Here is a 21,077-nt window from a genome sequence, read left to right on the forward strand (position 1 = left end):
TGGATTAAGACTGAACTACTTGCTGTTTTAATGCGCGGCGCAGAATCTTCCCTGTTGTATTCTTAGGAAGCTCTTCTAGGAATTCGACCGATCCAGGAAGCTTGTACTTAGCCAAGTGCTCACTGCAATACGCAATCAGTTCCTGCTCTGTAAGTTCACTGTTCTTTTTTACCACGAAGCACTTTACCGCTTCCCCCATTTCCGGGTCGGGAAGCCCGATTACCGCTACTTCGACTACCTCGGGATGACTGTATAGTACTTCTTCCACTTCACGCGGATATACGTTATAACCGCCGACAATGATCATGTCTTTCTTTCTGTCGACTATTGTGAAGTATCCCTCTTCATCCATCTTAGCCAGGTCTCCTGTGTAAAGCCAGCCATCGCGGATGCTTGCATTGGTTTCTTCTGGAAGTTTGTAGTAGCCCTTCATGACATTAGGTCCCCTGACAATAAGTTCCCCCACTTCACCTGCCGGCACTTCTTCTCCCAGTTCATTCACCACTTTGTTTTCAACATTCACGATAGATGTACCGATAGACCCTGCTTTCCTAGGGCGGTCAAGCGGATTGAAGCAGGTAACCGGTGACGCCTCTGACAAGCCGTATCCTTCTGAAATGGCAACATTGAATTTCTTTTCAAAGTTTTTCAGAAGAGCTACCGGAAGTGAAGCCCCTCCTGATATGCAAAGTCTTAACGTGGAGAAGTCCTCTGGATTTCCTTCTTCATACTGATAAAGGAAATTATACATTGTCGGCACACCCGCAAAGACGGTCGGCTTATATTCTCTTGCCAATTTAAAAATATCCTGCGGGCTGAATTTCGGTGCAATCAGCAGCGTCGCACCTGTCATTAATGGCGCATTCAGGACAACTGTTAAACAGAACACATGGAACATTGGAAGTGTCGTGATGACTCTGTCGTCTTCATTCATCTTAAGATATTCCCCGGTATCCCTTGCATTGGAATAAAGATTCTTATGCGTCAGCATCGCACCCTTTGGTTTCCCTGTTGTACCTGAGGTATATAAGATTACAGCTGTATCCTCTTCAACTAATTGAGGCCCTCTGAATCCAGGATCTCCGGAACCGACAACCTCTGTAAACGATTTCATTTTAGGGTAAGCTGACAGCTGCTCAGGCTGGATGCCCTTTGCTCTTTCATCTCCGGTTTCACAATAGATGAAATGTTCCACTTCAGGCAGATGATGATGCATTTTTTCTACAAGCGGAAGCAGAATATCCAGCGTGACAACCGCTTTGACATCCCCATTTTTCATGATATAGCCTATCTCGTCAGGCGTGTAGATGGGATTGATCGGTATGACTGTTGCCCCAACTCTCATCGCTCCATATAAAGCGATAATAAAATGAGGTGAATTTCCCAAAACGAGTGCTACATGATCCCCTTTGCCAAGCCCAAGCTTTTCAAGTCCGCTGGCAAATTTATTAACAGCGCCATTCAATTCTCCATATGTACTCGACTGGCCCATAAAATAATAAGCCGGCTTCATTGCATGGAGCTTTGCGGATTCTTCCAATCGTGCTGAAAGATTCATGTTCTCCCTCCCCTTTTCCGAAAGATGAATGAATCGTCATTCATCTAAAAATTATAAGTTTTCAAAATATATTTTATATAAAGAATACATAAAATACAAGCATCCTACTATAATTTTACTAATTATAACCAGATAATGGAGGAATTCTACTCTGCTATTCGAGAACAAAAAAACGTATGGACTACACCCTGCTGGTCCATACGTTTCATATTCATAAAAGGTTCTATTCATAAACTTTGTTGCTAATTCATATCAACTTCGTAAAATAAAGGCTTTATATTCTGTTAACCCAAAAGAAATGAACTGCTCCCCTTAAAGAAAAAATCTTCGTATATGGATGGGGATACTGCCGAAAGCAAAATTAATGCTAAAACAGTCTATTTAATACAACCTTATTAAATTTAATTGCTGCTATAGAATGTGATTTCACCTTTATCCCCCTTTAGGTAGAAGGATCTTCGCTGCAGGCGTACGATCTCCTGCGGGACTAGCGGCCGACTAGTTCCAGCGCCCAGCCCCGCGGAGTCGTCCGCCTGGAGCGGAAATACATATCGTTCAAATCAGCAGCAATCTTTGCGAAAAACAGCCTTATCAAAAGAAATTTTTAACAACCTGTTCTTCCCTGCCGCAAACCGTACACTTATACTGAATTTCAAGCGCATCTTCGACAGCATCATGAATCGTTTCTTTCTTATCGTTTTCACAATATCGTTTCACTTGAGCTCTTTCCATTTGAAATCACCACTTTCTTCAAATCTGCTTTTCACTATGTTTTATCCATAAGCAAAAAGAAATAACCTGTTTTCAGAAAAAAAGCGGTGACAGGAATGCCTCTTTGATTAGTATATCAGGTTGATGATGTCCTCTTTGGTGACATTTCCAAAGTAGTGTGGAATTTCCACACCTTCAAGGGCATGCTCAACCTCGGCCTTTTCATATTTCAAGCCAGTAAGCTTGTTCTCTATGTCACTGACATCGCCGACACCGAAGAAATCGCCATAAATCTTACAGTTTTCAATAACCCCTTTATTCACTTCCAGCCTGATATCAATGGAACCGACAGGAAAACGGTGGGAATGCTGAAGGTTGAATTTCGGTGATTTCCCGTAATTCCAATTCCAGTTTCCATATCTTTTTTCGGATAATTCATGTATGTTTTTCCAATCTTCCTCCGTCAGTTCATACTCTTCGATTTCATTCACATCGAAGATATAGCGAAGCAGCATAGAGCGGAATTCAGTGATTGAAATCTTCTCTTCAAGAAATTCGGAAATATTGGCAACACGGCTGCGAATTGATTTAATTCCCTTCGATTCAATTTTATCTTTTCTGACTTTCAGGGCAGAAACAACATTTTCAATTTCAGAATCAAACAGAAGAGTTCCGTGGCTGAACATTCTTCCTTTTGTTGAGAACTGGGCGTTGCCGGAGATTTTACGGCCTTCTGCTTCAATATCATTTCTTCCGCTTAGTTCAGCATTCACTCCTAATTTTTTCAAAGCCTTGATCACAGGCTCAGTGAATTTGCGGAAGTTGTGAAAACTTTCTCCATCATCTTTCGTTATGAAACTGAAGTTCAAGTTTCCGAGATCATGATAGACCGCTCCTCCTCCAGAAAGGCGGCGGACAACATGCAGGTTTTCGGACTCAACATATTCAGTGTTGATTTCTTCTATTGTATTTTGGTTTTTTCCAATGATAATCGAAGGTGCATTGATATAGAACAGCAGATACGTTTCATCAATATCCAAATTTTTCAAAGCGTACTCCTCGATTGCCAGGTTTATACGCGGATCTGTAATGCCTTTATTGTCTATAAACTTCATAAAATATCCTCCTTAAAATCGTTAAATGTGTATCTGTAAGTCTTTATGGGCGAGAAGGATTTCTCCATCAAATACACTCCGGGCTTCCTTCACCAGGTTTTCCAGGTTACCGTAATGAGGCAGATGGGTGAGCACCAGCTTTTTTACACCCGCGCCTTTTGCGGCTCTGCCGCTGTCGAGGCTGTTCATATGCCCTGCTCCGCTTCCATCCATGTCTGCATAGAAATTGCATTCGCAAAGGAATAAATCGGCATCCTTTGCAAAAGGGATAAAAGATTCCTGATAAGCTGAATCTGCCGTGTAAACAAGGGTTTTGCCTCCTGCTTCAATTCTCATCGCGTAACATGGCACTGGATGCTTGGTTCGTAAAAAAGAAATGGAAAAGGGACCTGCCTTCAAGGTGGTTTCAGGATTGTATTCTATACCTGCCATCAGGTCCTTGTATGTAAGTGACTCGAAGCCCTGCTTGTCTTCCTTGTGAGCATAAAACGGCAGTGATTTATTATGTTTTCCCAAGTACTTTTGAATTAAAAGGGCATGCTGAAGAACTCCGATATCGGCTGTGTGATCAGGATGGTAATGAGATAAGATGGCAGCGTCCAGCTCGTGTGCTTCCATATGCTCCTGCAGAAAGGACAACACACCGCTTCCGCAGTCAATCAACAGTTTAAAGCCCTGATCTTCCAACAGATATCCCGAGCTGGCTTCATTCTTCTTTGGGTAGCCGCCCCAATGGCCTATTACAGTCAATTTCAATGAACTCTCTCCTTTCCGCATCCCCATTATGAGAATGGTTTTCATCCTATGTCCACTATACTGCAATACGCCTATTTTTTCATTATTTTTGAATTTCAATACAAATTCAATTGACGAAACGACAACTGTTATAATACAATATAAGAAATAAAGAAAACAGTTATATAACAAAGGGGTATACTAAAACTGGAGGGTGATCAACATGTTAACGAATGTAGTGGAGTTTTTCAGGAACTTACCTAAGAAACAATGTGTACAGTGCGGCGAGAATATTGATGAACAACATGAATGCTACGGCAATCATTGCGATGGCTGTCTTTCCGATCACGAGCTGTAAAAACAGGTATCGCTGTTGAAAAACAAAAAAAGCTGAAGCGGATGATTCTCGCTTCAGCTTTTTTTGCTATTCGACGGTGATTTCTTCCTCTGAATGTTCATGAAGGCCTTCATCATTCTCTGCATGAATCGTTACATGATACAAACCAGACTCCGCAAATTCATAATTCCCTTTATAGCTTCCTGCCTCGGATTCTTGGGTTTCAACCCAGGCATGATCCTCCGTTCCTTCCAGCCAGATTTCAAAACGAATACTAGCTGCTTCCAGAGGTTTCCCGTCTTTTTCAAGTTGGGCTGTCAATTCAGTGTCGGTTCCTGATTTAATTGTGTCAGGTTTCATTAAATGAAAGGAGACTTCGCTGTGTCCATGATCATGATCTCCCTCTTCAGAGGAGTGTGATTCATGGTCCTCTGTGACTTCAGCATTCCCAACAGCAATTTGTTTCTTAGGCATTGTATGCATATCGTTAGCAGTTACATGGACTTGTACATGATATACACCATCTTCATCGAACGTCTTTTCAGCCGTATAATGTCCATCTTCGTGATTTTCTGCTTCGATCATTTCACTGTCTTCTTTTTGTCCTTCTTTCCAAATCTCGTACTCCACTTCTGTTGCGTCGGTGATATTCTCTTCACCCTGGGTCACATGTGTACGGAATTCCACTGTTTCACCAGGCTCTGCTGTATCAGGAAGACTCAGGTCAGCACTGATTGCGGTTAAACCGCCTTCCTCACCTGAGTGGCCATTTCCGTGATCTTCATGGTTATTTCCCCCGCTGCCGCAGGCTCCCAATAGCATAATGCCTAATATTAATAAAAAGGGCAGTAATTTCTTCATCTATGCATCCTCCTGAAAACGTGTTAGTTCTTGAATCTTGGCTCTTTTCGTAAACTTTGCTGCTATCTGATAATAATTCCGAAAAAAAAACCTAATTATTAGTGTAACGGTTGAGTCTTCCATAAGTATAGGGCAGTTGTTACAATTTTTAAACATATGTTGATTTTCACAGAGATAGTTCGTTTTTTACTTTTTCAATTAAATCCGGCGAATCTTTAATCCCAGCAACCGTTACTCCGGTCATAAGCCAGCTGAATGCTTGTTTCAGCAAAATGCCCTTATCAAATGTCTCCACTCCATATTTCGTAATCAGCCACGCATTAACACCTGCCACCACACCGCTTCTCAGTGCGAAAACAAAGGTGATATCCACAGGAACACTTTGAAAATCCGACTCTGTCCGTAAAGCTTCTTGCTGAATTGGCGGTCATACCCTTGAAGTTCAGCAAAATCAAGACCGAAATAAAGAGTGATGGGTTTCTTGAGTAAAATAGTGATTAAGAAAAACAGACTCATTGAAATGCTGAAATAGACATTATTCCAAAGGAGTTGAATGGCAGAGCCGGCTAGTACTTCAATGAGGGTGCCTATCACTAAAGTCGATATAATATAAATTCCGAAAATATTAACTCTCTTCATCTCCCAGAAGCGGTACATAGTATAGAGAATCGCAGGCACAGAAGAGAGCAGCATCGCGTAGTAATCACCAGTGACATCCCTCAAAACATTCCAGAAAAGCAGTGGCAGAGCTGCATAAAAAATAAGATCAAGCAGCACTATATTTTTTTTTCATATGTAAAACCCTTTCTTTTAAGGTGAAAATCTTATTTCCGATTAATAAACGTACGTAGTAGAGCTTCAAAAGTGTCATAATTATGGAAATACAAAAAGTTCCGCCATAACAATGGACGGAACTTCTTTGAATGGATAAACAACATGTTCTATCGGTTAGACCACAAACCATACTTTATTTATTTTATCTTCCAGAGCTTCATACATCGCAACGGCAAAGCTCTCCCTGCCATTTGCTCTGCCTGTGACATGTTCATGGTCAATAGCAATATTGTCTTTTATAATGCGGGACAGGAGCTCGGCATGGTTATCAGGATTCTCGCGAAACATTTTACCATAGCGTTCCTTCATCTCCTCAATTCCTTGGTACACCACAGCGTTCGATGGAAATTCCATGACCGTCACATCATCACTGTAGCATTCCAGAAACGCCTCCAGGTTTTGGGCATTATACGCGTCAAGCTGCTTTTGTGCCAATTCTTCTGCCTTTGTATTCATTATTGACCCTGCCTTCCATTTTCTTCTTTTGCTGCTATTCCAGCTGTTGCAGCTTTGATACTTTCCTCGTACCATCTCAGTCTATTTTCCAATTTGACTATTAAACCGTTTACCCACTGAGGCTGCCCGGAGTCAATGACCACGTCCAACGATTTTTTCAACTGTTTAAACATGATCAAATTATGCAGTCTCAGAAACATAGGAATCTTTAAAACTTCCTCATCAGACAGTGTGCAGATAAGGCGGTACCCCTCTATAAACAGAAGGAATTCCCTGCTTTTAAGACTGCTGTCCCTTTCGAAAAGGTCTCTTAGAGCAAAGCATATATCCGCTGCGTACCATCCTGCCACACTGCTTTCAAAATCTATGAATTGCGGATGGCCTTCTTGCCAGATGATATTATCCAATTCAAAATCAAAGTGAATTAGCCCGTATATATCATCTTTATGTTGAAGCTTCAACAGCCATTCTCCGAGAACTTCCTCTTCCATTTGAACTGCTGACGGGAGTCCGGGAACTGTTATATTCAACAAGTCTTCCATTTTACGAATATCTTTTAAGACACCCGATTTCTTAGACACCTGATGAATGCTTCCCAATGCTTTTCCCCAGGCTATCCATTGCTTATCTCCCATTTTTTCCATTTCATGATGAGATCCCTCAATAAAATTCAAAGCCACAGCATGAAAAGTGCCCCATTCTGTCTGCACTTCTTCTATGAACTTGCTATTGACCGAGAGGATTGGTATATTCACCGCTATGCCATTCGCACTTAAAACATCAAGAAACTGAAGTTCCCTTTCCAGTCTTTCCTTGTCCCCAGCAGGTGTGATCCGCAGGATAAAAGAGGAATTTCCTCTTTTGAAAGAATAAACGAAATTACTGCTGGCTCGCATAAATTTTACAGAACCCTTTTCGTATTCCCATAATTCAAGAGCATTGGTAACCCACTCTTCTTGAAAGGGCGAGTGCAGGAAATCCCGCATTAAAGAAAGTTTCATCATCACTATTTTCCTCCTGTTTCGCAGAACGGAAAGAAGTCAGGAGCACCGATTTCAATTCCAATGCATAGGCTCGCAGTTCAGTTACGGCGGGTAAAGACCCTCGGGCGCTGAAGCTGACGGGAGAACATAGTTAAGAGCTGTCCAACCAGATGCAGTATATGAATTTCAATCATCTAAAAAGAGGCTGCCAATCAATCCGACAGCCTCCATTCCAGAGCCAAAGCTATGTTATCTCCATGAAAAGGAGAACTCATACAGGATATCGGTGTTCTTTCGTTCTAGTTTAGATTTATTCGATACCACAATATCAGCCTCCTTTTTAGTATAATTTCCCAACAAATCTATTTTATCTTAAATGTAATATTTTGTGTATTATTTTTTCGTCTGCCTGCGAAGTTTCTCACGATTCAATGTCTGCGGAGGTTTTTCAAACCAGCCCTGCCTGATCATGAGTTTAGCTCCCTCATCTGCGTATTTTCCAAGGCCTATGAGCAGCCTTTCATAAAGCAGTGCTATATCCTTTCTCATAGAGGAGGCAAGCGCCATTCCGTAATCACCCATGCCAATTGAATTCAGCGCCGATATTTGAAACATCATGAGTTTATCTGAAAAAGGACTTTTTGTGGAGGAAGTAATCGTCGAATCCCATGTGGAAGGATAGGAACAGTCGTCTGATTTTAAACAGGCAATGAACTTCTCATTATGTTCTTTGGAGGCATCATACCCCTTTTTAAAGTAATCTGACACCTTCCTTGAATGAGCTACCTGGCCGAATCCCATAAGCAGGGTCTTGGCAACATTCGATACTTCTATATTTGTGCCAAGGTGGGCAACTTCCATTGCAAGCAGGGGCCGCTTCTCTCCAAATATTCCTCCCATGAAATCAACATCTGTCACATACTCGACCCTCTCTGGATAAGCCATGTATGGTGATCTGATGAACACGCCTTTTTCCAGCATGATTTCAGAAACTCTGTCAAATAATTCGTTGGACTGCTGCAGCCACTTGCTGTACAGATCCCTGACATCCCTTCTTGCCAAGACGCCTTTCGCAAGAGAATAGGCATTCAAACCGCTTCTACCGACATGGTGAATATATCTCAGGTAAGTTACATCCGAAAACAGCTTGGGGGCTTCAGAATTAACATCATTCTTCCCAAATCCATTCGGGATAGGCAGTTCTTCTTTAATAAAAAGCGCATGAATGACTTCGATATGTTCTTTGGCAATATCTAAAGCAAACTTGATAACAGGGTCAATCCCCTTATCATCCGTTGTTTTCAGGAAATGGTGCAGAATACAGTAAGCCATCGTGTCAGCCATATATGTATTCCAAAGCATGGCGATTTCAGCTGATGTTAGATCAGTATGATGATTATTTTCCATAAGGTCACCTCGTCGGACTCTTTTCATATTATTATTATTGCCGGCAACACTCGTTAAAATGTAAAATTTCTTCCAACCCCTCCAATAGACCCGGATATTTATGTATACTCCAGCCGTTTTGCTCGAAATAGTTATAAAAAAAGCTGTGTCTGTCGTGGGACAAACACAGCGTCTTTATGAAGTTCTTCATTTTCAGAGAAGTTTCTGGCTTCTTACGATAACCATTCTAGTGACTAAAAACATTGTTCTTCCTGTTCAAAGAGAAGAAACCTTTTATGAAGAAATCAAAAGTCCTCTTGAGGCCTCTCATCCTTGTTTTTGAGATTCCATGGGTCTCTAGAAGCCCGTTTGAGGCCCTCTTATCTTAGATTTTTCGCTTCCTTTGGTCCTCTTGAAGACCTCTCCTCGACACCTCTATCTACAGTATTCTTAACTAGTTATGGGTTTCTACAATCTCATTGCTATACGTCTTCTTGAAGTATCCTGAGAAGTATACGGCAGTAAATGTAATAAACACTAGAAAATAAACGGCTAAGATGCCTGTGTTCTGCCACATGAAACTGAAATCACCGCTTGAAATGACTGCTTTGAAGGCCGCTACCGAATAAGTCATCGGAAGCAGGGCACTTATCGGCTGAAGCGGTGCAGGGATCAGTTCAAGAGGGAACGTACCGGCACTTGTGGTCAGCTGCAGGATCAGGATAATAATGGCTGCAAACCTTCCAGGGTCTCCTAGGATTGTGACCAAAGCCTGGACCAAAGCAATAAATGTAAGGCTGGCAGCAATGGACACTGCAATGAATAAAGGTACACTTTGAACTTCTATTCCTAACCCAAACAATAAGATGCTGTCAGCGATCAAGGACTGGATAACACCAAATACGATCAAAACCGCAAGCTTCCCTCTGAACCAGGCGAAACCTGAAGCAGGTATAGCGGCAGGTTCACGGAGCGGATAGACAATCGAAATCAATAATGCCCCTACAAACAAACCTAAGGAAAGGAAATATGGAGCAAAACCAGTTCCGTAATTCGGCACATGGTTCACCGCCTCTTTCTCCACTTCAACCGGCTCTGCCACCATATCCGAAGTTTCTTCGGTGGTTTGGATTGAATTCGCCTGTTCATCTGCTTTTTTCATTTCTTCCTTGAATTCGGCTGTTCCCTTATAAAGGGAGTCGGTACCTTCTTCCAGCTGGGCTGAACCTTCTGCAAGGTCCTGAGATCCCTGAGTTAATTTACCTGACCCATCCTGAAGCTGCGCTAAGCCATCTTGTAAATCAGATTCTCCCGTTGAAATTTGTTGAGAGCCAGTTACAGCATCTGAGAGACTTTGATTGGCTTTGGAAAAGTTTGAAATGAAATCTGACTGTCCTGCAGCCAATTCTTTTGTCCCTTGGGAGAGTCCTGAAGCACCTTCTTGCAGCTGAGCTAATGCAGTGTTCAATTCAGCACTGCCTTTGCCAAATAGCTGAAGACCGTCTTGAAGCTGAGAGGCACCAGACTGTAATTCAGAAGCACCTGTGGTTAATCCGGCTGTTCCAGTTTCAAGATTGCCGCTTCCTGCTTTCAACTTTTCTAATAGAACCTTAAGCTGAGCACTCTTCTCTTCAGATAAAGATTCCAGCACCGGTGTCAATGCCTGATCAAGAGTGGACATTCCCTCGCTGAGTTCGACAGCACCTGAATGAACTTCGGAAGCCCCTTTTTCAAGAGAGGCCGCTCCGTCAACGACATTACCAGCTCCACTCTTTAATTGTTCATTGCTGTCCAAGAGCTTTCCAAGCCCTGCTGCAGCTTGACCTGTACCACTTTCGAGCCGGTCAGCTCCTGCAGCAGCTTCCTCTGAACCCGCCTGCAGCTTTTCAGCTCCTTGATAAAGCTCGCTGTATCCGCCCGAAATCCTGCCGAGCCCTACAGACAGCTCTTTCGTTTTAGCCGCAAGTTGATCTGCCCCGCTTTTAACTTCGGATAAACCACTATCAAACTCGAGATTTTTCTTAGCCAGCTTCGTAAGGTTTTCCTTAATGTCAGTGGCACCAGTAGAAATTTTTCCAGAGCCTTCATTAAGCTCATCAGCCGCCTTGCTTGCATCTGCAAAGCCCTGGCCCATTTTATCAATGTTTTCAAACATCGTTTCAGCATAGGTCTCTGTGACACTCTTCGATAAGCTCGCTTTTATTTCTTTGATAGCAGTATCCCCGATTTGTGCTGACAGAAAGTTAAAGCCCTCGTTCGGCACATATTTCAAAGAAAGCTTTTCAGGGTGTTCATCCAGCAAGGTAGTTGCATTTCCTGAAAAATTTTCAGGGATTTCAACCAGCATGTAGTACTCCTGTTGCTGCAGGTTTTCATATCCCTCATCGTTGTCGACAAATTGGAAATGAAATTGGCTGCTATCCCTCAGCTTCTCTACCAATTCATCTCCGAGCTTCATATCTTCTCCCTCAAAGACTGCTCCACTGTCATTATTGACGACAGCTACAGGCAGATCCTTTAACTGGCTGTATGGATCCCAAAACGCCCACAAGAACATTCCGCTGTACAAAATTGGAATAAACATGACAGCAAGAATCGGAATGAGCAGTTTCCGATTTTTAAAAATGCTTTTCATTTCTGCTAAAAATAATGATGATTTCATTTTACATCCTCCTGGTATGAATAATTGACTATTTTGGACACATAGTCACTTTTAAGCAAAAAGAAAGAATTACCTTGGAGATAATCCTTCAAATATATACATTTCGAACAGCTTCGCTATCTCATCTTTATCAAGGGGTTTGTGCTCTTGTTCCCAATCAAATATGAGGGATACATACAATTGGAGCATGATGAAGGCGGTGACTTCGGGATTGCATGGCCTGATCTCACCCTTATCGACCGCTTCCGTTATCTTCACTTTAATATAGGAGATGATAGCTTCTTCCAATCGCTTCCGGACTTCAATGACAGCAGGTGTCCCCATTTCCCTTTCTTCCTGGAAGAGTTTAATGGTCAGCTGATGTTCTTTTCTAAACTCGAGTATGCGGAACAGGGCTGCATGGACATTTTCATAAAAGGAATGATCCGGGTCGATTACTCCCTCTGCCGCCTCTTTCATTTCTTTAATAAGAGACCCTGTAATTTCATCAAAAAGCTCTTCTTTGTTTTTGAAAAAATTATAAATTGTTCCCTTTCCAACATTCGCAAGCTTGGAGACTTGATCCATCGTGGTAGCTTTATAACCAAACAATGAGAATGATTTTGTGGCAGCATCTATGATTTGTTTTTTTCGGTCTATGGACAAAGAACCACCTCTTTTTGACCATTTGACTAAATTAGAATTTTGGTCACCTTTGATGTCATTACTTTATCATAACCTATAACAAATAACAAATGGAATTTAAATTTAGTCTGCATGCGTTCATGCCACCTATTAGAATAGGGACAGGCAGAAGAAGAATATATGTTAAATAAGGTAGGATTTTCGAAAGGAGAGTCATCATGAATATACATGTGGTTCAAGGAGGAGATACATTGTGGTCACTCTCTCAAAAATACAGGGTGCCCATAAACCAGATATCAGCTGGAAATCAGCTTAAAAACCCAGACCAGCTGGTCATCGGGCAATCGCTTTTCGTTCCACAACCGGAACAGGAGTATATTGTCCAGCCAGGCGATACGTTATGGTCGATCTCTCAACGCTTAAGGGTGCCATTCACCACCCTCGTCCGATTTAACCAACTGTCTGACCCTTCACGGTTATTTGTCGGCCAGCTGCTTCTTCTTCCTTACCTAGAATACACAGTTAAAGCCGGAGATACTCTTTATGCTATCGCTAACCGCTACGGCTTCACGGTAACAGAGCTTGCATCCCTGAACAATCTTGCCAACCCATCCGCCATCAATGAAGGACAAATTATCAGGCTTCCCAGAAAACAGCCCGAAATTGAAGTGAATGCCTATTCCACAAGGACGGGCTCAGAAGGTGTTGGTGAAGCTTTAAACCTTGGACCTTATTTTACCTACCTAACTCCTTTCACCCATTCGATTACATCGGATGGAGGCATCACTGAATTAAATGATGCAGACCTGATCTCTGCGGCAAAATCCAACAATGTTGTTTCTTTACTGACTCTGACTAACTTTGCCAACCGTACATTTGATTCAGACCTTGCAGCTGAAGTTTTAAGAAGTGAGGAAAAGCAGGAAACCTTGATCAGCACTATACTCGCCAGAATCAGAGAGAAAGGATATGGAGGCCTTAACATCGATTTTGAATATGTATATCCCGAAGACAGAGAAAATTATAATACCTTCTTAAGAAGAATCGTGGCGAGACTAAGGCCGGAGGGGTATTCGGTATCCACTGCCCTCGCACCGAAAATTAAGGAAGACCAAGTCGGCTTGTTGTATGAGGCTCATGATTACGAGGCTCATGGCGAAATAGTTGATTTTGTTGTATTGATGACCTACGAGTGGGGCTGGGCAGGCGGCAGACCTTGGGCGATAGCTCCCATCAGTGAAGTGAAGAAGGTACTTGATTATGCCGTGACCGTCATTCCCCGCAGCAAAATTTTAATGGGTGTCCCGCTATACGGAAAAGTATGGAAAATCCCATGGGTGGATGGAACTTTAGCAAGAACCATCTCACCGCAGGCAGCAGTTGAACTGGCAGCGTCGGAAAATGTAAGCATTCAATATGATGAAACCTATCAATCTCCTTTCTTTACCTATACCGATGACAGCGGCCAGGAAAATGAAGTGTGGTTTGAGGATGCGAGGAGTATTGCTGCCAAATTCCAGACGGTAAAAGATTATAATCTCAGAGGAGTAAGCTATTGGGTCCTCGGCAGCGCATTTCCGCAAAACTGGCTGGTCCAGCACGCGACCTTTTCGGTGAAGAAGTATGGAAGATGAGTGAAGGCTGCGGTGACTGCTGCATCTTTTTGTTTTGTTTTTTTGGAGCCTTTTTTGTACATTTTCGCATTCTTAATGAAGACATATCTATTGGGTTTGATTTGGGACATTTTCTCTCTATTCACACAAGTTCATGGGCCCATTCAGCTCGCTTAGGGACATCATCTCAGCTATTTACTTGAGTTCATGTAACCATTCCGCCCGCTTGGGGACATCTTCTTCTCAGGTATTTTCTTGAGTTATGTATCCATTCCGCTGCTTGGATACATTTTCTCTTCTATTTATAGAAACTCATGTAAGCTTAGGCGGAAAACGCATCAAAGAAAAACCCTTAATGCCCTAGACCACTTAGTTTAATTATAAGGCTGTTTTCGCATATATTGTTGCTCTCGGAAAAATCCCAAGAGCATGCTTTTTCCCCGGAAACTAAGAGTTTTAACTCTAATCGGGGAAGAGCAGCTCTTTTCTTTTCTTTTCGGTTTTGCCAAATTTCATCTTTGTTATAGGGCTATTTTTTTAGAATCAAATAGCAACAAAGTTTACGAAAAGAGCCTATTATAAACTGGCACCTGGATTGATCCTGATACCCAAATCCATTAGTTGATTTAAAACGGTCAACTAAACCGAAGCTTGAAGTTCAACCTGTATATACACTACTGCTGCTGCACGAGGATTAGTAACCTTCATAATCTATTTAAATGTTTTTTTCAATGTTTACGCCCTCAGTTTAGTCTCCATAATTTCATTAATTTCACATTTCCATTACATCGAGACTGGCCCACCTCTTCTGCAACTTCATCCAATTACTTCCCCAATCAAACGTTCGAATTCTTGTCACAGATTCACCAAGCACCTCAACCCCAGCCCTATCAAGCTTTCATAGGGTTTTCATTTAAAAATGAAAGATTGTAAAAATCAACCTTACTTTTTTTGTAACAAATTGAACAGCTTTCATGTGATATTATTCACTTACTAGAAGGCGCGACTATGATAAATGCGCTCTTCTGAAGCATATATAAATTTTTTTCTGGAAGTTTGTGAAACACTGAACAAATTTTGAACAATTTGTGACATTTATAAAAAGAAGGTGAGGAACAGAGATGAGATCACTAAAGCCTTTGCTGATATTCTTATCATTATCACTGATGCTTTTCTTGACCGGCTGCGAAACAAATATGGTTGTATTCGAACCACAGGGGCCGGTGGCGAGGTCCATTACAGACCTGATTAATTGGTCACTGATATGGATGCTGATCGTCGTAGTTATCGTATTTGCATTGTTTGCTTATATCATTTGGAAATACAGGGAAAAGCCTGAAAATATGGATTATGAGCCTCCAGAAGAACATGGAAGCACACTGCTCGAGATCATTTGGACAGGAATTCCGATCCTTATCGTTATTGCTTTGACAATACCTACCGTTAAGACGCTTTACGCTTTGGAAGAAGTTCCTGAAACACTCGAAGAAAAAGATCCGATTACCATCCATGTAACTGCCGCGGATTGGAAATGGATTTTCAGCTACCCTGAGGAAGGAATCGAGACTGTCAACTATGTCAACATTCCAGAAGATACACCTGTTTTATTCAAACTTACTTCAGCCAGTACGATGCAGTCCTTCTGGGTACCTGCACTTGGCGGCCAGAAATATGCAATGGCTAAAATGGAAACCGAGCTTTTCCTTGCAGCCGATAACCCAGGTTCTTATATGGGGAAAAACTCCAACTTTAACGGCCGCGGATATGCTGAAATGGAATTTGAAGTTTTAGCACAAACACAATCTGATTATGATGAGTGGGTTGAAGAAGTAAAGGACACTGCTCCTAAACTTACAGAAGATAAATATGAAGAGCTTCTAAAACCTACCCACCTTGGCCGGATGACATTCAATGATACACACCTTGCTTGGGTGAACCATGCGGATATGGATTCGAAAACATACACAAACCCTGAATTGTACCGCTACCATGGCTACCAAGGTAAAACGTTTGAAGAAGAAGATAATTACAAGAATGAAGATAATGAGAATGAATCTGATCATGATGAACACGGAGATGAAGACCATTCCGGACATGGTGAACATGATGATGAAGAAGATTCTGATGGAGGTGAGCACCATGGGCATTAAATGGGATGAATTTTTTGTTACGGGTGATCCCCTCATTTTGGGAGCCCAAATTTCAATAGGACTCACAATGATCGGACTTTTGGCCGGGATTACTTATTTGAAAAAGTGGAAATGGCTTTGGACGGAATGGATTACGACAGTAGACCATAAGCGTATTGGAATCATGTATATCATCGCTGCTGTCCTGATGTTCTTCCGCGGAGGAATAGACGGACTGCTGATGAAAGCCCAGACGTCCAGACCAGAGATGGAATTCCTAAATGCACAACACTATAATGAAATTTTCACAACGCACGGAGTCATCATGATTTTGTTCATGGCGATGCCTTTCTTGATTGGTCTCATGAACGTGGTGATTCCTCTGCAAATCGGTGCCCGTGATGTTGCTTTTCCGCAGCTGAATGCACTCAGTTTCTGGCTGTTCTTTGCAGGAGCAATGCTGTTCAACCTTTCATTCGTCATCGGGGGCTCCCCTGATGCTGGGTGGACTTCTTACTTCCCATTGGCTGGTAAAGAATTCAGTCCGGGTATCGCGAATAACTATTATGCAGTTGCCCTTCAGATTGCCGGTATCGGTACTTTGATGACAGGGATCAACTTCATCGTCACTATTTTAAAAATGAGAACAAAAGGCATGGGATTAATGAAAATGCCAATGTTCACTTGGACAACATTGATTACATCTGTGATTATCGTCGCTGCTTTCCCTATTTTCACAGTAGCATTGGCGCTGATGACAACAGATCGTATCTTTGGTACTCATTTCTTCACGGTCTCCGGTGGAGGAAGTGACATGCTTTGGGCAAACCTCTTCTGGTTATGGGGACACCCTGAAGTATATATTGTAGCATTGCCTGCTTTTGGTATTTTTTCTGAAGTCATTGCTACATTCTCAAGAAAATCACTATTTGGTTATAAATCAATGGTGTATGCGATTGTCGGTATTGCCGTATTGAGTATGGTCGTATGGGTCCACCATTTCTATACTATGGGATCCGGTCCTGCCGTCAACTCTTTCTTCTCGATTACCACGATGATGATTGCCGTCCCGACTGGTGTTAAGATCTTTAACTGGCTCTTTACAATGAGAAAAGGCCGAATCAAGATGACTACCTCCATGCTGTGGGCACTAGCTTTCATCCCGACATTCACGATTGGTGGAGTAACAGGGGTCATGCTTGCCATGGGTGCAGCAGATTATCAATACCATAATACCTTGTTCCTGGTTGCCCACTTCCACTATGTATTGATTCCTGGTGTGGTTTATGCCGTATTCGCTGGATTGTACTACTGGTGGCCAAAAATGTTCGGCCATATGCTGAACGAGCGATTAGGAAAATGGCACTTCTGGTTATTCAACATCGGATTCAATGTAACGTTCATGCCAATGTTCTTCCTGGGATTAAAAGGAGCGGTCCGCCGTTCTTACACATTCTCAGTAGAATCAGGTTTCTCAAATCTGTTCCTGCTGTCTGCTATCGGATCGATCATTCTAGCAGCAGGTTTCGCAGTATTCTGCTATAACATTTACTGGAGCATCCGTTATGCCGACAGAAATATCTCCAGCGATCCTTGGGATGCAAGAACTCTGGAGTGGGCAACTGCTTCTCCGGTTCAATACTACAACTTTGCCAAGCAGCCTGAAGTGAAATCAATCGATGCTTTCTGGTATATGAAGAAACATGATGAAGGTTTGTCACTTAGCGATTCTGAAATCAAAAAGATTCATATGCCAAGCAATTCCGGTTTGCCGTTCATTATGTGCGTGTTCTTCGGAATAGCCGGATTCTTCCTGGTATTTGAATGGCAGATTGCCACAGTCATCGCTTCACTTGGTATCATTGCAGGCTTGATTTACCGCTCGTTTGACTATAACGACGGCTACTACATCCCTGTTGATGAAATCAAAGAAGTAGAGCGTTCTTGGAGAAACAAAAAAGGAGAGGTGAACAAACATGTCAGCTAAAGTCGATACTTCACTCCCTTTAGAATATCAAACTGAACAAAACCGATTAAATATACTAGGCTTCTGGATTTTCCTTGGAGCGGAAATTGCTCTCTTTGCGACCTTGTTTGCGGTTTACGCTGTGCTGAGCCAGCGTTATGCCGGCGGTCCTGCACATCAGGATATCTTTATGATGAAGGAAGTCATGATTCAAACAGTATTGCTTCTTACAAGCAGCTTTACATGCGGGCTGGCTATTTTTGAAATGCGAAAAGGCAATTTAAAAGGCCTGATTACCTGGTTGATCATCACCCTTGGCCTTGGTGCCGGATTCTTATTCATGGAGATCAATGAGTTCATCCATTATGTCCATGAAGGAGCGACTATGCAGACAAGCGCCTTCCTCTCCAGTCTATTTGTACTGCTGGGAACACACGGAGCCCACGTTACATTCGGTATATTCTGGGCAGTCATGGTCATCTTCCAGCTTGTCAAGAGAGGACTTACTCCGGTAACAGCACGTAAAGTCTTTATCATCGGACTCTACTGGCACTTCCTTGACGTCGTCTGGATCTTTATCTTCACATTCGTTTACTTGAAAGGAATGATGCTATAATGGAAAAGACAAAAAGCTACCCAATAAGCCACTTTGCCGGCTTTATCATGTCACTCGTCCTTACCTTTGTAGCAGCTTGGGTTGCTTTAAAAACCTCTCTCTCATTTACTGTAGTGCTTTGGGTGATTGGCACGCTCGCCGTCGTTCAGGCAGGCTTGCAATTATTCATGTTCATGCATGTCAATGAAGGTGAAGACAGCAAAGTACAGATCATCAACATAGCTTATGCAGTATTCTGTGCGGCTGTAATTGTAGTCGGCTCCATCTGGGTCCTGACTTCAGGCCATGCCGCTCACTAATAAAATCACTTAAAAAGGCTTGGAGATGTATTCTCCAAGCCTTTTTTGTTTTTACAATTATAATCGATTTTTAATAATGCCAGTCATTTCAGGCTTGCTTTTTCCCGTAAATTCTTCAATCAGGGGCAGGAAAATCAATGTTCCAAAGATGAACATGAAGCCGACCATCACACCGATTCCAATAGAAAGAAAGTACTCCTGCATGATACCGCTTACAAAAAAGCTGTAAATTGTTAAGACTAATCCGATTGCTGTTCCTGCCGCTGAAAACCATTTAATGGCTGCTAATGTCTGATGTTTGTCTCCCATCCGTTTTTCCCCCTATATATTTTCCTTTATATACTACTATTTTATGTTTGTTCACAGATTTGTCAAATAAAATTCTTAAAAAGTTCAAAAATAGTTGTTTGAGCTGGATTATATATATGGTTGGAATAACGCTCTTTATCCTCTAGTTTGTTTGTTTCATGCTGGCTGGACGGTTCTCTGGCTGCATCGAATCTTTAAATTCTTGATTTCATGCTGTTTAAATACACATTTTACTGCATGGAGCCCTCTATTCTCCTGATTTCATGCTGTATATACTCACTTTTTACTGCATCAAACCGAAAACCTCCTGGCTTCCATGCTGTTTAATCACTTCCCCACCCAACAATTAGTAACAACTCATTACAAACCAACCAATTTAGCACATTACCACAACAAAAGGGGACAGTCTCTCAAGATCTATTTTCAAAACAAAAAAAGCATGCCCACTGGAAGGAACCAGCGGGCATGCGTAAAATTTTATGAAAGATAGTTTAATACGTTTTCGACGGCTTTTTCACCTTGATCAATACAATCGGGAAGGCCGAGTCCTTCGAATGAGCTTCCGGCGATGAATAGTCCCGGCAATTCATTGCGGACTGTGGACTGCATCGCTTCTAATCGTTCTTTATGCCCGACCGTATACTGCGGCATAGCATCCTTCCATCTAGAAACGATTGTAAATTCCGGATCCATCGTAATATTCATGATTTTGTTCAGGTCCTGCAGTACTATTTTTTCAATCTGGCTGTCAGATAGGTCGACAACCGCTTCATCTCCCGCTCTTCCCACATAGCATCTGATCAATACTTTGCCTTCAGGAGTTGTATGCGGCCACTTTTTATGCGTCCACGTACAGGCTGTAATCGTATAGTCGCTGTTTCTTGAGACGACGAAACCAGTTCCGTCGATGTCCTTTTGAATCGCTTCTTCCGGAAAAGCCATGGCGACAGTTGCCACTGAGGTAGCAGGAATCGATTTCAAATGGTCGAAGAAGCTGTATTGTGGAAACATTGCCGGTATGGTTGGATGCGGTGTTGTAAGGATGACACTGTCCGCATCAAGATTTTCACCATTATTGAGCACCAGAGAATAACGGCTGTTTCCTTGTTTCTCAATCTTTTCAACTCTGACACCTTTCAGAACTGAGTCAGCTGCAAGCCTTTCCTCTATAGCATCAACCAATGACTGCAGTCCTTTAGTCAATGTAAGGAAGATCGCTTTTTTCTTGCCGCTTTTGTCCTGCGGTGCAGGGGTCGTTTTTTTCATGCCAAGAATCAAGCTTCTGTGTTTTTGCTCAACCTGGTAGAACTGTGGAAATGTTGACATTAGGCTTAGTTTGTCAATATCTCCCGCATAAATCCCGGATAAAAGTGGCTCGATCAAATTTTCAACAACTTCATCGCCCAATCTTCTTCTGAAGAATTGGCCGAGTGACTGATCACCTTTTGCATTCGATTTAGGTAAAATAAAGTCGGCTGCAGCTCTTGCCTTGCCCTGCATAGAAAACAAACCGGTAGTAACAAAAGGAGCCATTTGTGTCGGAATGCCCATCACAGATCCGCCCGGCATGGCATGAAGCTCCTCATTAACAAGAACATAAGACTTGCCTGTTGAGTTGTTCACAAGATCATTATCGATGCCGACTTCCTTAGACAGCTTTGCTGCGCTCGTTTTTCTTTCGAGGAAAGAGTCCGGTCCCCGTTCAATTATGAAACCGTCCCGTGTCACTGTCTGGATTTTGCCGCCAAGCCTGTGGCTCGCTTCTATTAACTTAATTTCAAGTGGACGGCCGGTCTTCTCAGCTTCTTTTTGTAAATAGTAAGCTGATGTTAATCCTGTAATTCCCCCGCCGATAATTACTACCTTCTGTTTCTCCACTGCTC

20 protein-coding genes are annotated in these 21,077 nt (G+C 42.3%); 6 read left to right on the forward strand and 14 right to left on the reverse strand.

Features of this window, described 5'->3' with window-relative positions:
- Positions 1-4 precede the first annotated feature (4 nt).
- The 4 genes from FZC78_RS15065 to FZC78_RS15075 all read right to left on the reverse strand — a co-directional run bounded on the left by FZC78_RS15065 (position 5) and on the right by FZC78_RS15075 (position 4,140).
- A complete protein-coding gene (locus FZC78_RS15065; protein WP_148940781.1) occupies positions 5-1,558 on the reverse strand; it encodes a fatty acid--CoA ligase family protein in 1,554 nt (517 codons plus the stop codon).
- Between the two features lie 591 nt (positions 1,559-2,149).
- The gene (locus FZC78_RS23750; RefSeq protein WP_187444358.1) at positions 2,150-2,290 is read right to left on the reverse strand and encodes a hypothetical protein; all 141 of its coding nucleotides are present in this window, start codon (positions 2,288-2,290) and stop codon (positions 2,150-2,152) included.
- A gap of 107 nt (positions 2,291-2,397) precedes the next feature.
- Entirely contained in the window at positions 2,398-3,384 is a 987-nt protein-coding gene (locus FZC78_RS15070; protein ID WP_148940783.1) for a lipoate--protein ligase, read from the reverse strand.
- Positions 3,385-3,405: 21 nt separating this feature from the next.
- Positions 3,406-4,140, reverse strand: a complete 735-nt coding sequence (locus FZC78_RS15075) for an MBL fold metallo-hydrolase (RefSeq protein WP_148940785.1) — start codon at positions 4,138-4,140, stop codon at positions 3,406-3,408.
- 202 nt (positions 4,141-4,342) lie between these two features.
- Between FZC78_RS15075 and yhfH the strand changes: the two genes are divergently transcribed.
- Positions 4,343-4,477, forward strand: a complete 135-nt coding sequence (yhfH, locus tag FZC78_RS15080; protein ID WP_148940787.1) for a protein YhfH — start codon at positions 4,343-4,345, stop codon at positions 4,475-4,477.
- Between the two features lie 66 nt (positions 4,478-4,543).
- Here yhfH and FZC78_RS15085 read toward each other — a convergent pair whose 3' ends face one another.
- From FZC78_RS15085 to FZC78_RS15115, 8 genes are all read right to left on the reverse strand, one after another.
- A complete protein-coding gene (locus tag FZC78_RS15085) occupies positions 4,544-5,317 on the reverse strand; it encodes a FixH family protein (RefSeq protein WP_148940788.1) in 774 nt (257 codons plus the stop codon).
- Positions 5,318-5,483: 166 nt separating this feature from the next.
- Positions 5,484-5,651, reverse strand: a complete 168-nt coding sequence (locus FZC78_RS24325; protein WP_252183635.1) for a hypothetical protein — start codon at positions 5,649-5,651, stop codon at positions 5,484-5,486.
- An 11-nt stretch (positions 5,652-5,662) separates the two neighbouring features.
- Positions 5,663-6,094, reverse strand: coding sequence for a VC0807 family protein (locus FZC78_RS15090; protein ID WP_252183636.1), 432 nt, complete (start codon positions 6,092-6,094; stop codon positions 5,663-5,665).
- 171 nt (positions 6,095-6,265) lie between these two features.
- Entirely contained in the window at positions 6,266-6,607 is a 342-nt protein-coding gene (locus FZC78_RS15095) for a nuclear transport factor 2 family protein (RefSeq protein ID WP_148940790.1), read from the reverse strand.
- Positions 6,607-7,611 (reverse strand): phosphotransferase enzyme family protein, encoded by a 1,005-nt coding sequence (locus tag FZC78_RS15100; RefSeq protein ID WP_148940792.1) that lies wholly within the window; start codon positions 7,609-7,611, stop codon positions 6,607-6,609. The genes FZC78_RS15095 and FZC78_RS15100 overlap by 1 nt, the downstream gene beginning before the upstream one ends.
- Positions 7,612-7,983: 372 nt before the next feature.
- Positions 7,984-8,997, reverse strand: coding sequence for a DUF3231 family protein (locus tag FZC78_RS15105; protein ID WP_148940794.1), 1,014 nt, complete (start codon positions 8,995-8,997; stop codon positions 7,984-7,986).
- 433 nt (positions 8,998-9,430) lie between these two features.
- Positions 9,431-11,638, reverse strand: a complete 2,208-nt coding sequence (locus tag FZC78_RS15110) for a YhgE/Pip domain-containing protein (RefSeq protein WP_148940795.1) — start codon at positions 11,636-11,638, stop codon at positions 9,431-9,433.
- Positions 11,639-11,707: 69 nt separating this feature from the next.
- A complete protein-coding gene (locus FZC78_RS15115) occupies positions 11,708-12,283 on the reverse strand; it encodes a TetR/AcrR family transcriptional regulator (protein WP_187444947.1) in 576 nt (191 codons plus the stop codon).
- Between the two features lie 197 nt (positions 12,284-12,480).
- Here FZC78_RS15115 and FZC78_RS15120 point away from each other — a divergent pair, with 197 nt between their 5' ends.
- The 5 genes from FZC78_RS15120 to qoxD all read left to right on the forward strand — a co-directional run bounded on the left by FZC78_RS15120 (position 12,481) and on the right by qoxD (position 18,885).
- Entirely contained in the window at positions 12,481-13,896 is a 1,416-nt protein-coding gene (locus tag FZC78_RS15120; RefSeq protein WP_148940797.1) for a LysM peptidoglycan-binding domain-containing protein, read from the forward strand.
- Positions 13,897-14,996: 1,100 nt separating this feature from the next.
- Complete coding sequence (gene qoxA / locus FZC78_RS15125; protein WP_148940799.1) at positions 14,997-16,025, forward strand: cytochrome aa3 quinol oxidase subunit II; 1,029 nt, start codon at positions 14,997-14,999, stop codon at positions 16,023-16,025.
- Positions 16,015-17,991 carry a cytochrome aa3 quinol oxidase subunit I gene (gene qoxB, locus FZC78_RS15130; RefSeq protein ID WP_148940875.1) on the forward strand — a complete coding sequence of 659 codons (1,977 nt, stop codon included), beginning with the start codon at positions 16,015-16,017 and terminating at the stop codon, positions 17,989-17,991. The genes qoxA and qoxB overlap by 11 nt, the downstream gene beginning before the upstream one ends.
- Positions 17,981-18,586, forward strand: coding sequence for a cytochrome aa3 quinol oxidase subunit III (gene qoxC, locus FZC78_RS15135; protein ID WP_148940801.1), 606 nt, complete (start codon positions 17,981-17,983; stop codon positions 18,584-18,586). Before qoxB ends, qoxC begins: the two co-directional genes overlap by 11 nt.
- Positions 18,586-18,885: a cytochrome aa3 quinol oxidase subunit IV gene (gene qoxD / locus FZC78_RS15140; protein ID WP_148940803.1), complete on the forward strand. Its 300-nt coding sequence runs from the start codon at positions 18,586-18,588 to the stop codon at positions 18,883-18,885. Before qoxC ends, qoxD begins: the two co-directional genes overlap by 1 nt.
- Before the next feature lie 57 nt (positions 18,886-18,942).
- Here qoxD and FZC78_RS15145 read toward each other — a convergent pair whose 3' ends face one another.
- Both FZC78_RS15145 and hemY read right to left on the reverse strand, forming a co-directional pair.
- Entirely contained in the window at positions 18,943-19,194 is a 252-nt protein-coding gene (locus FZC78_RS15145; protein WP_148940805.1) for a hypothetical protein, read from the reverse strand.
- A gap of 477 nt (positions 19,195-19,671) precedes the next feature.
- A complete protein-coding gene (gene hemY / locus FZC78_RS15150) occupies positions 19,672-21,072 on the reverse strand; it encodes a protoporphyrinogen oxidase (RefSeq protein ID WP_148940807.1) in 1,401 nt (466 codons plus the stop codon).
- Positions 21,073-21,077 lie beyond the last annotated feature (5 nt).

The organism is Rossellomorea vietnamensis, assembly GCF_008180415.1.
Classification (GTDB): domain Bacteria; phylum Bacillota; class Bacilli; order Bacillales; family Bacillaceae_B; genus Rossellomorea; species Rossellomorea vietnamensis_C.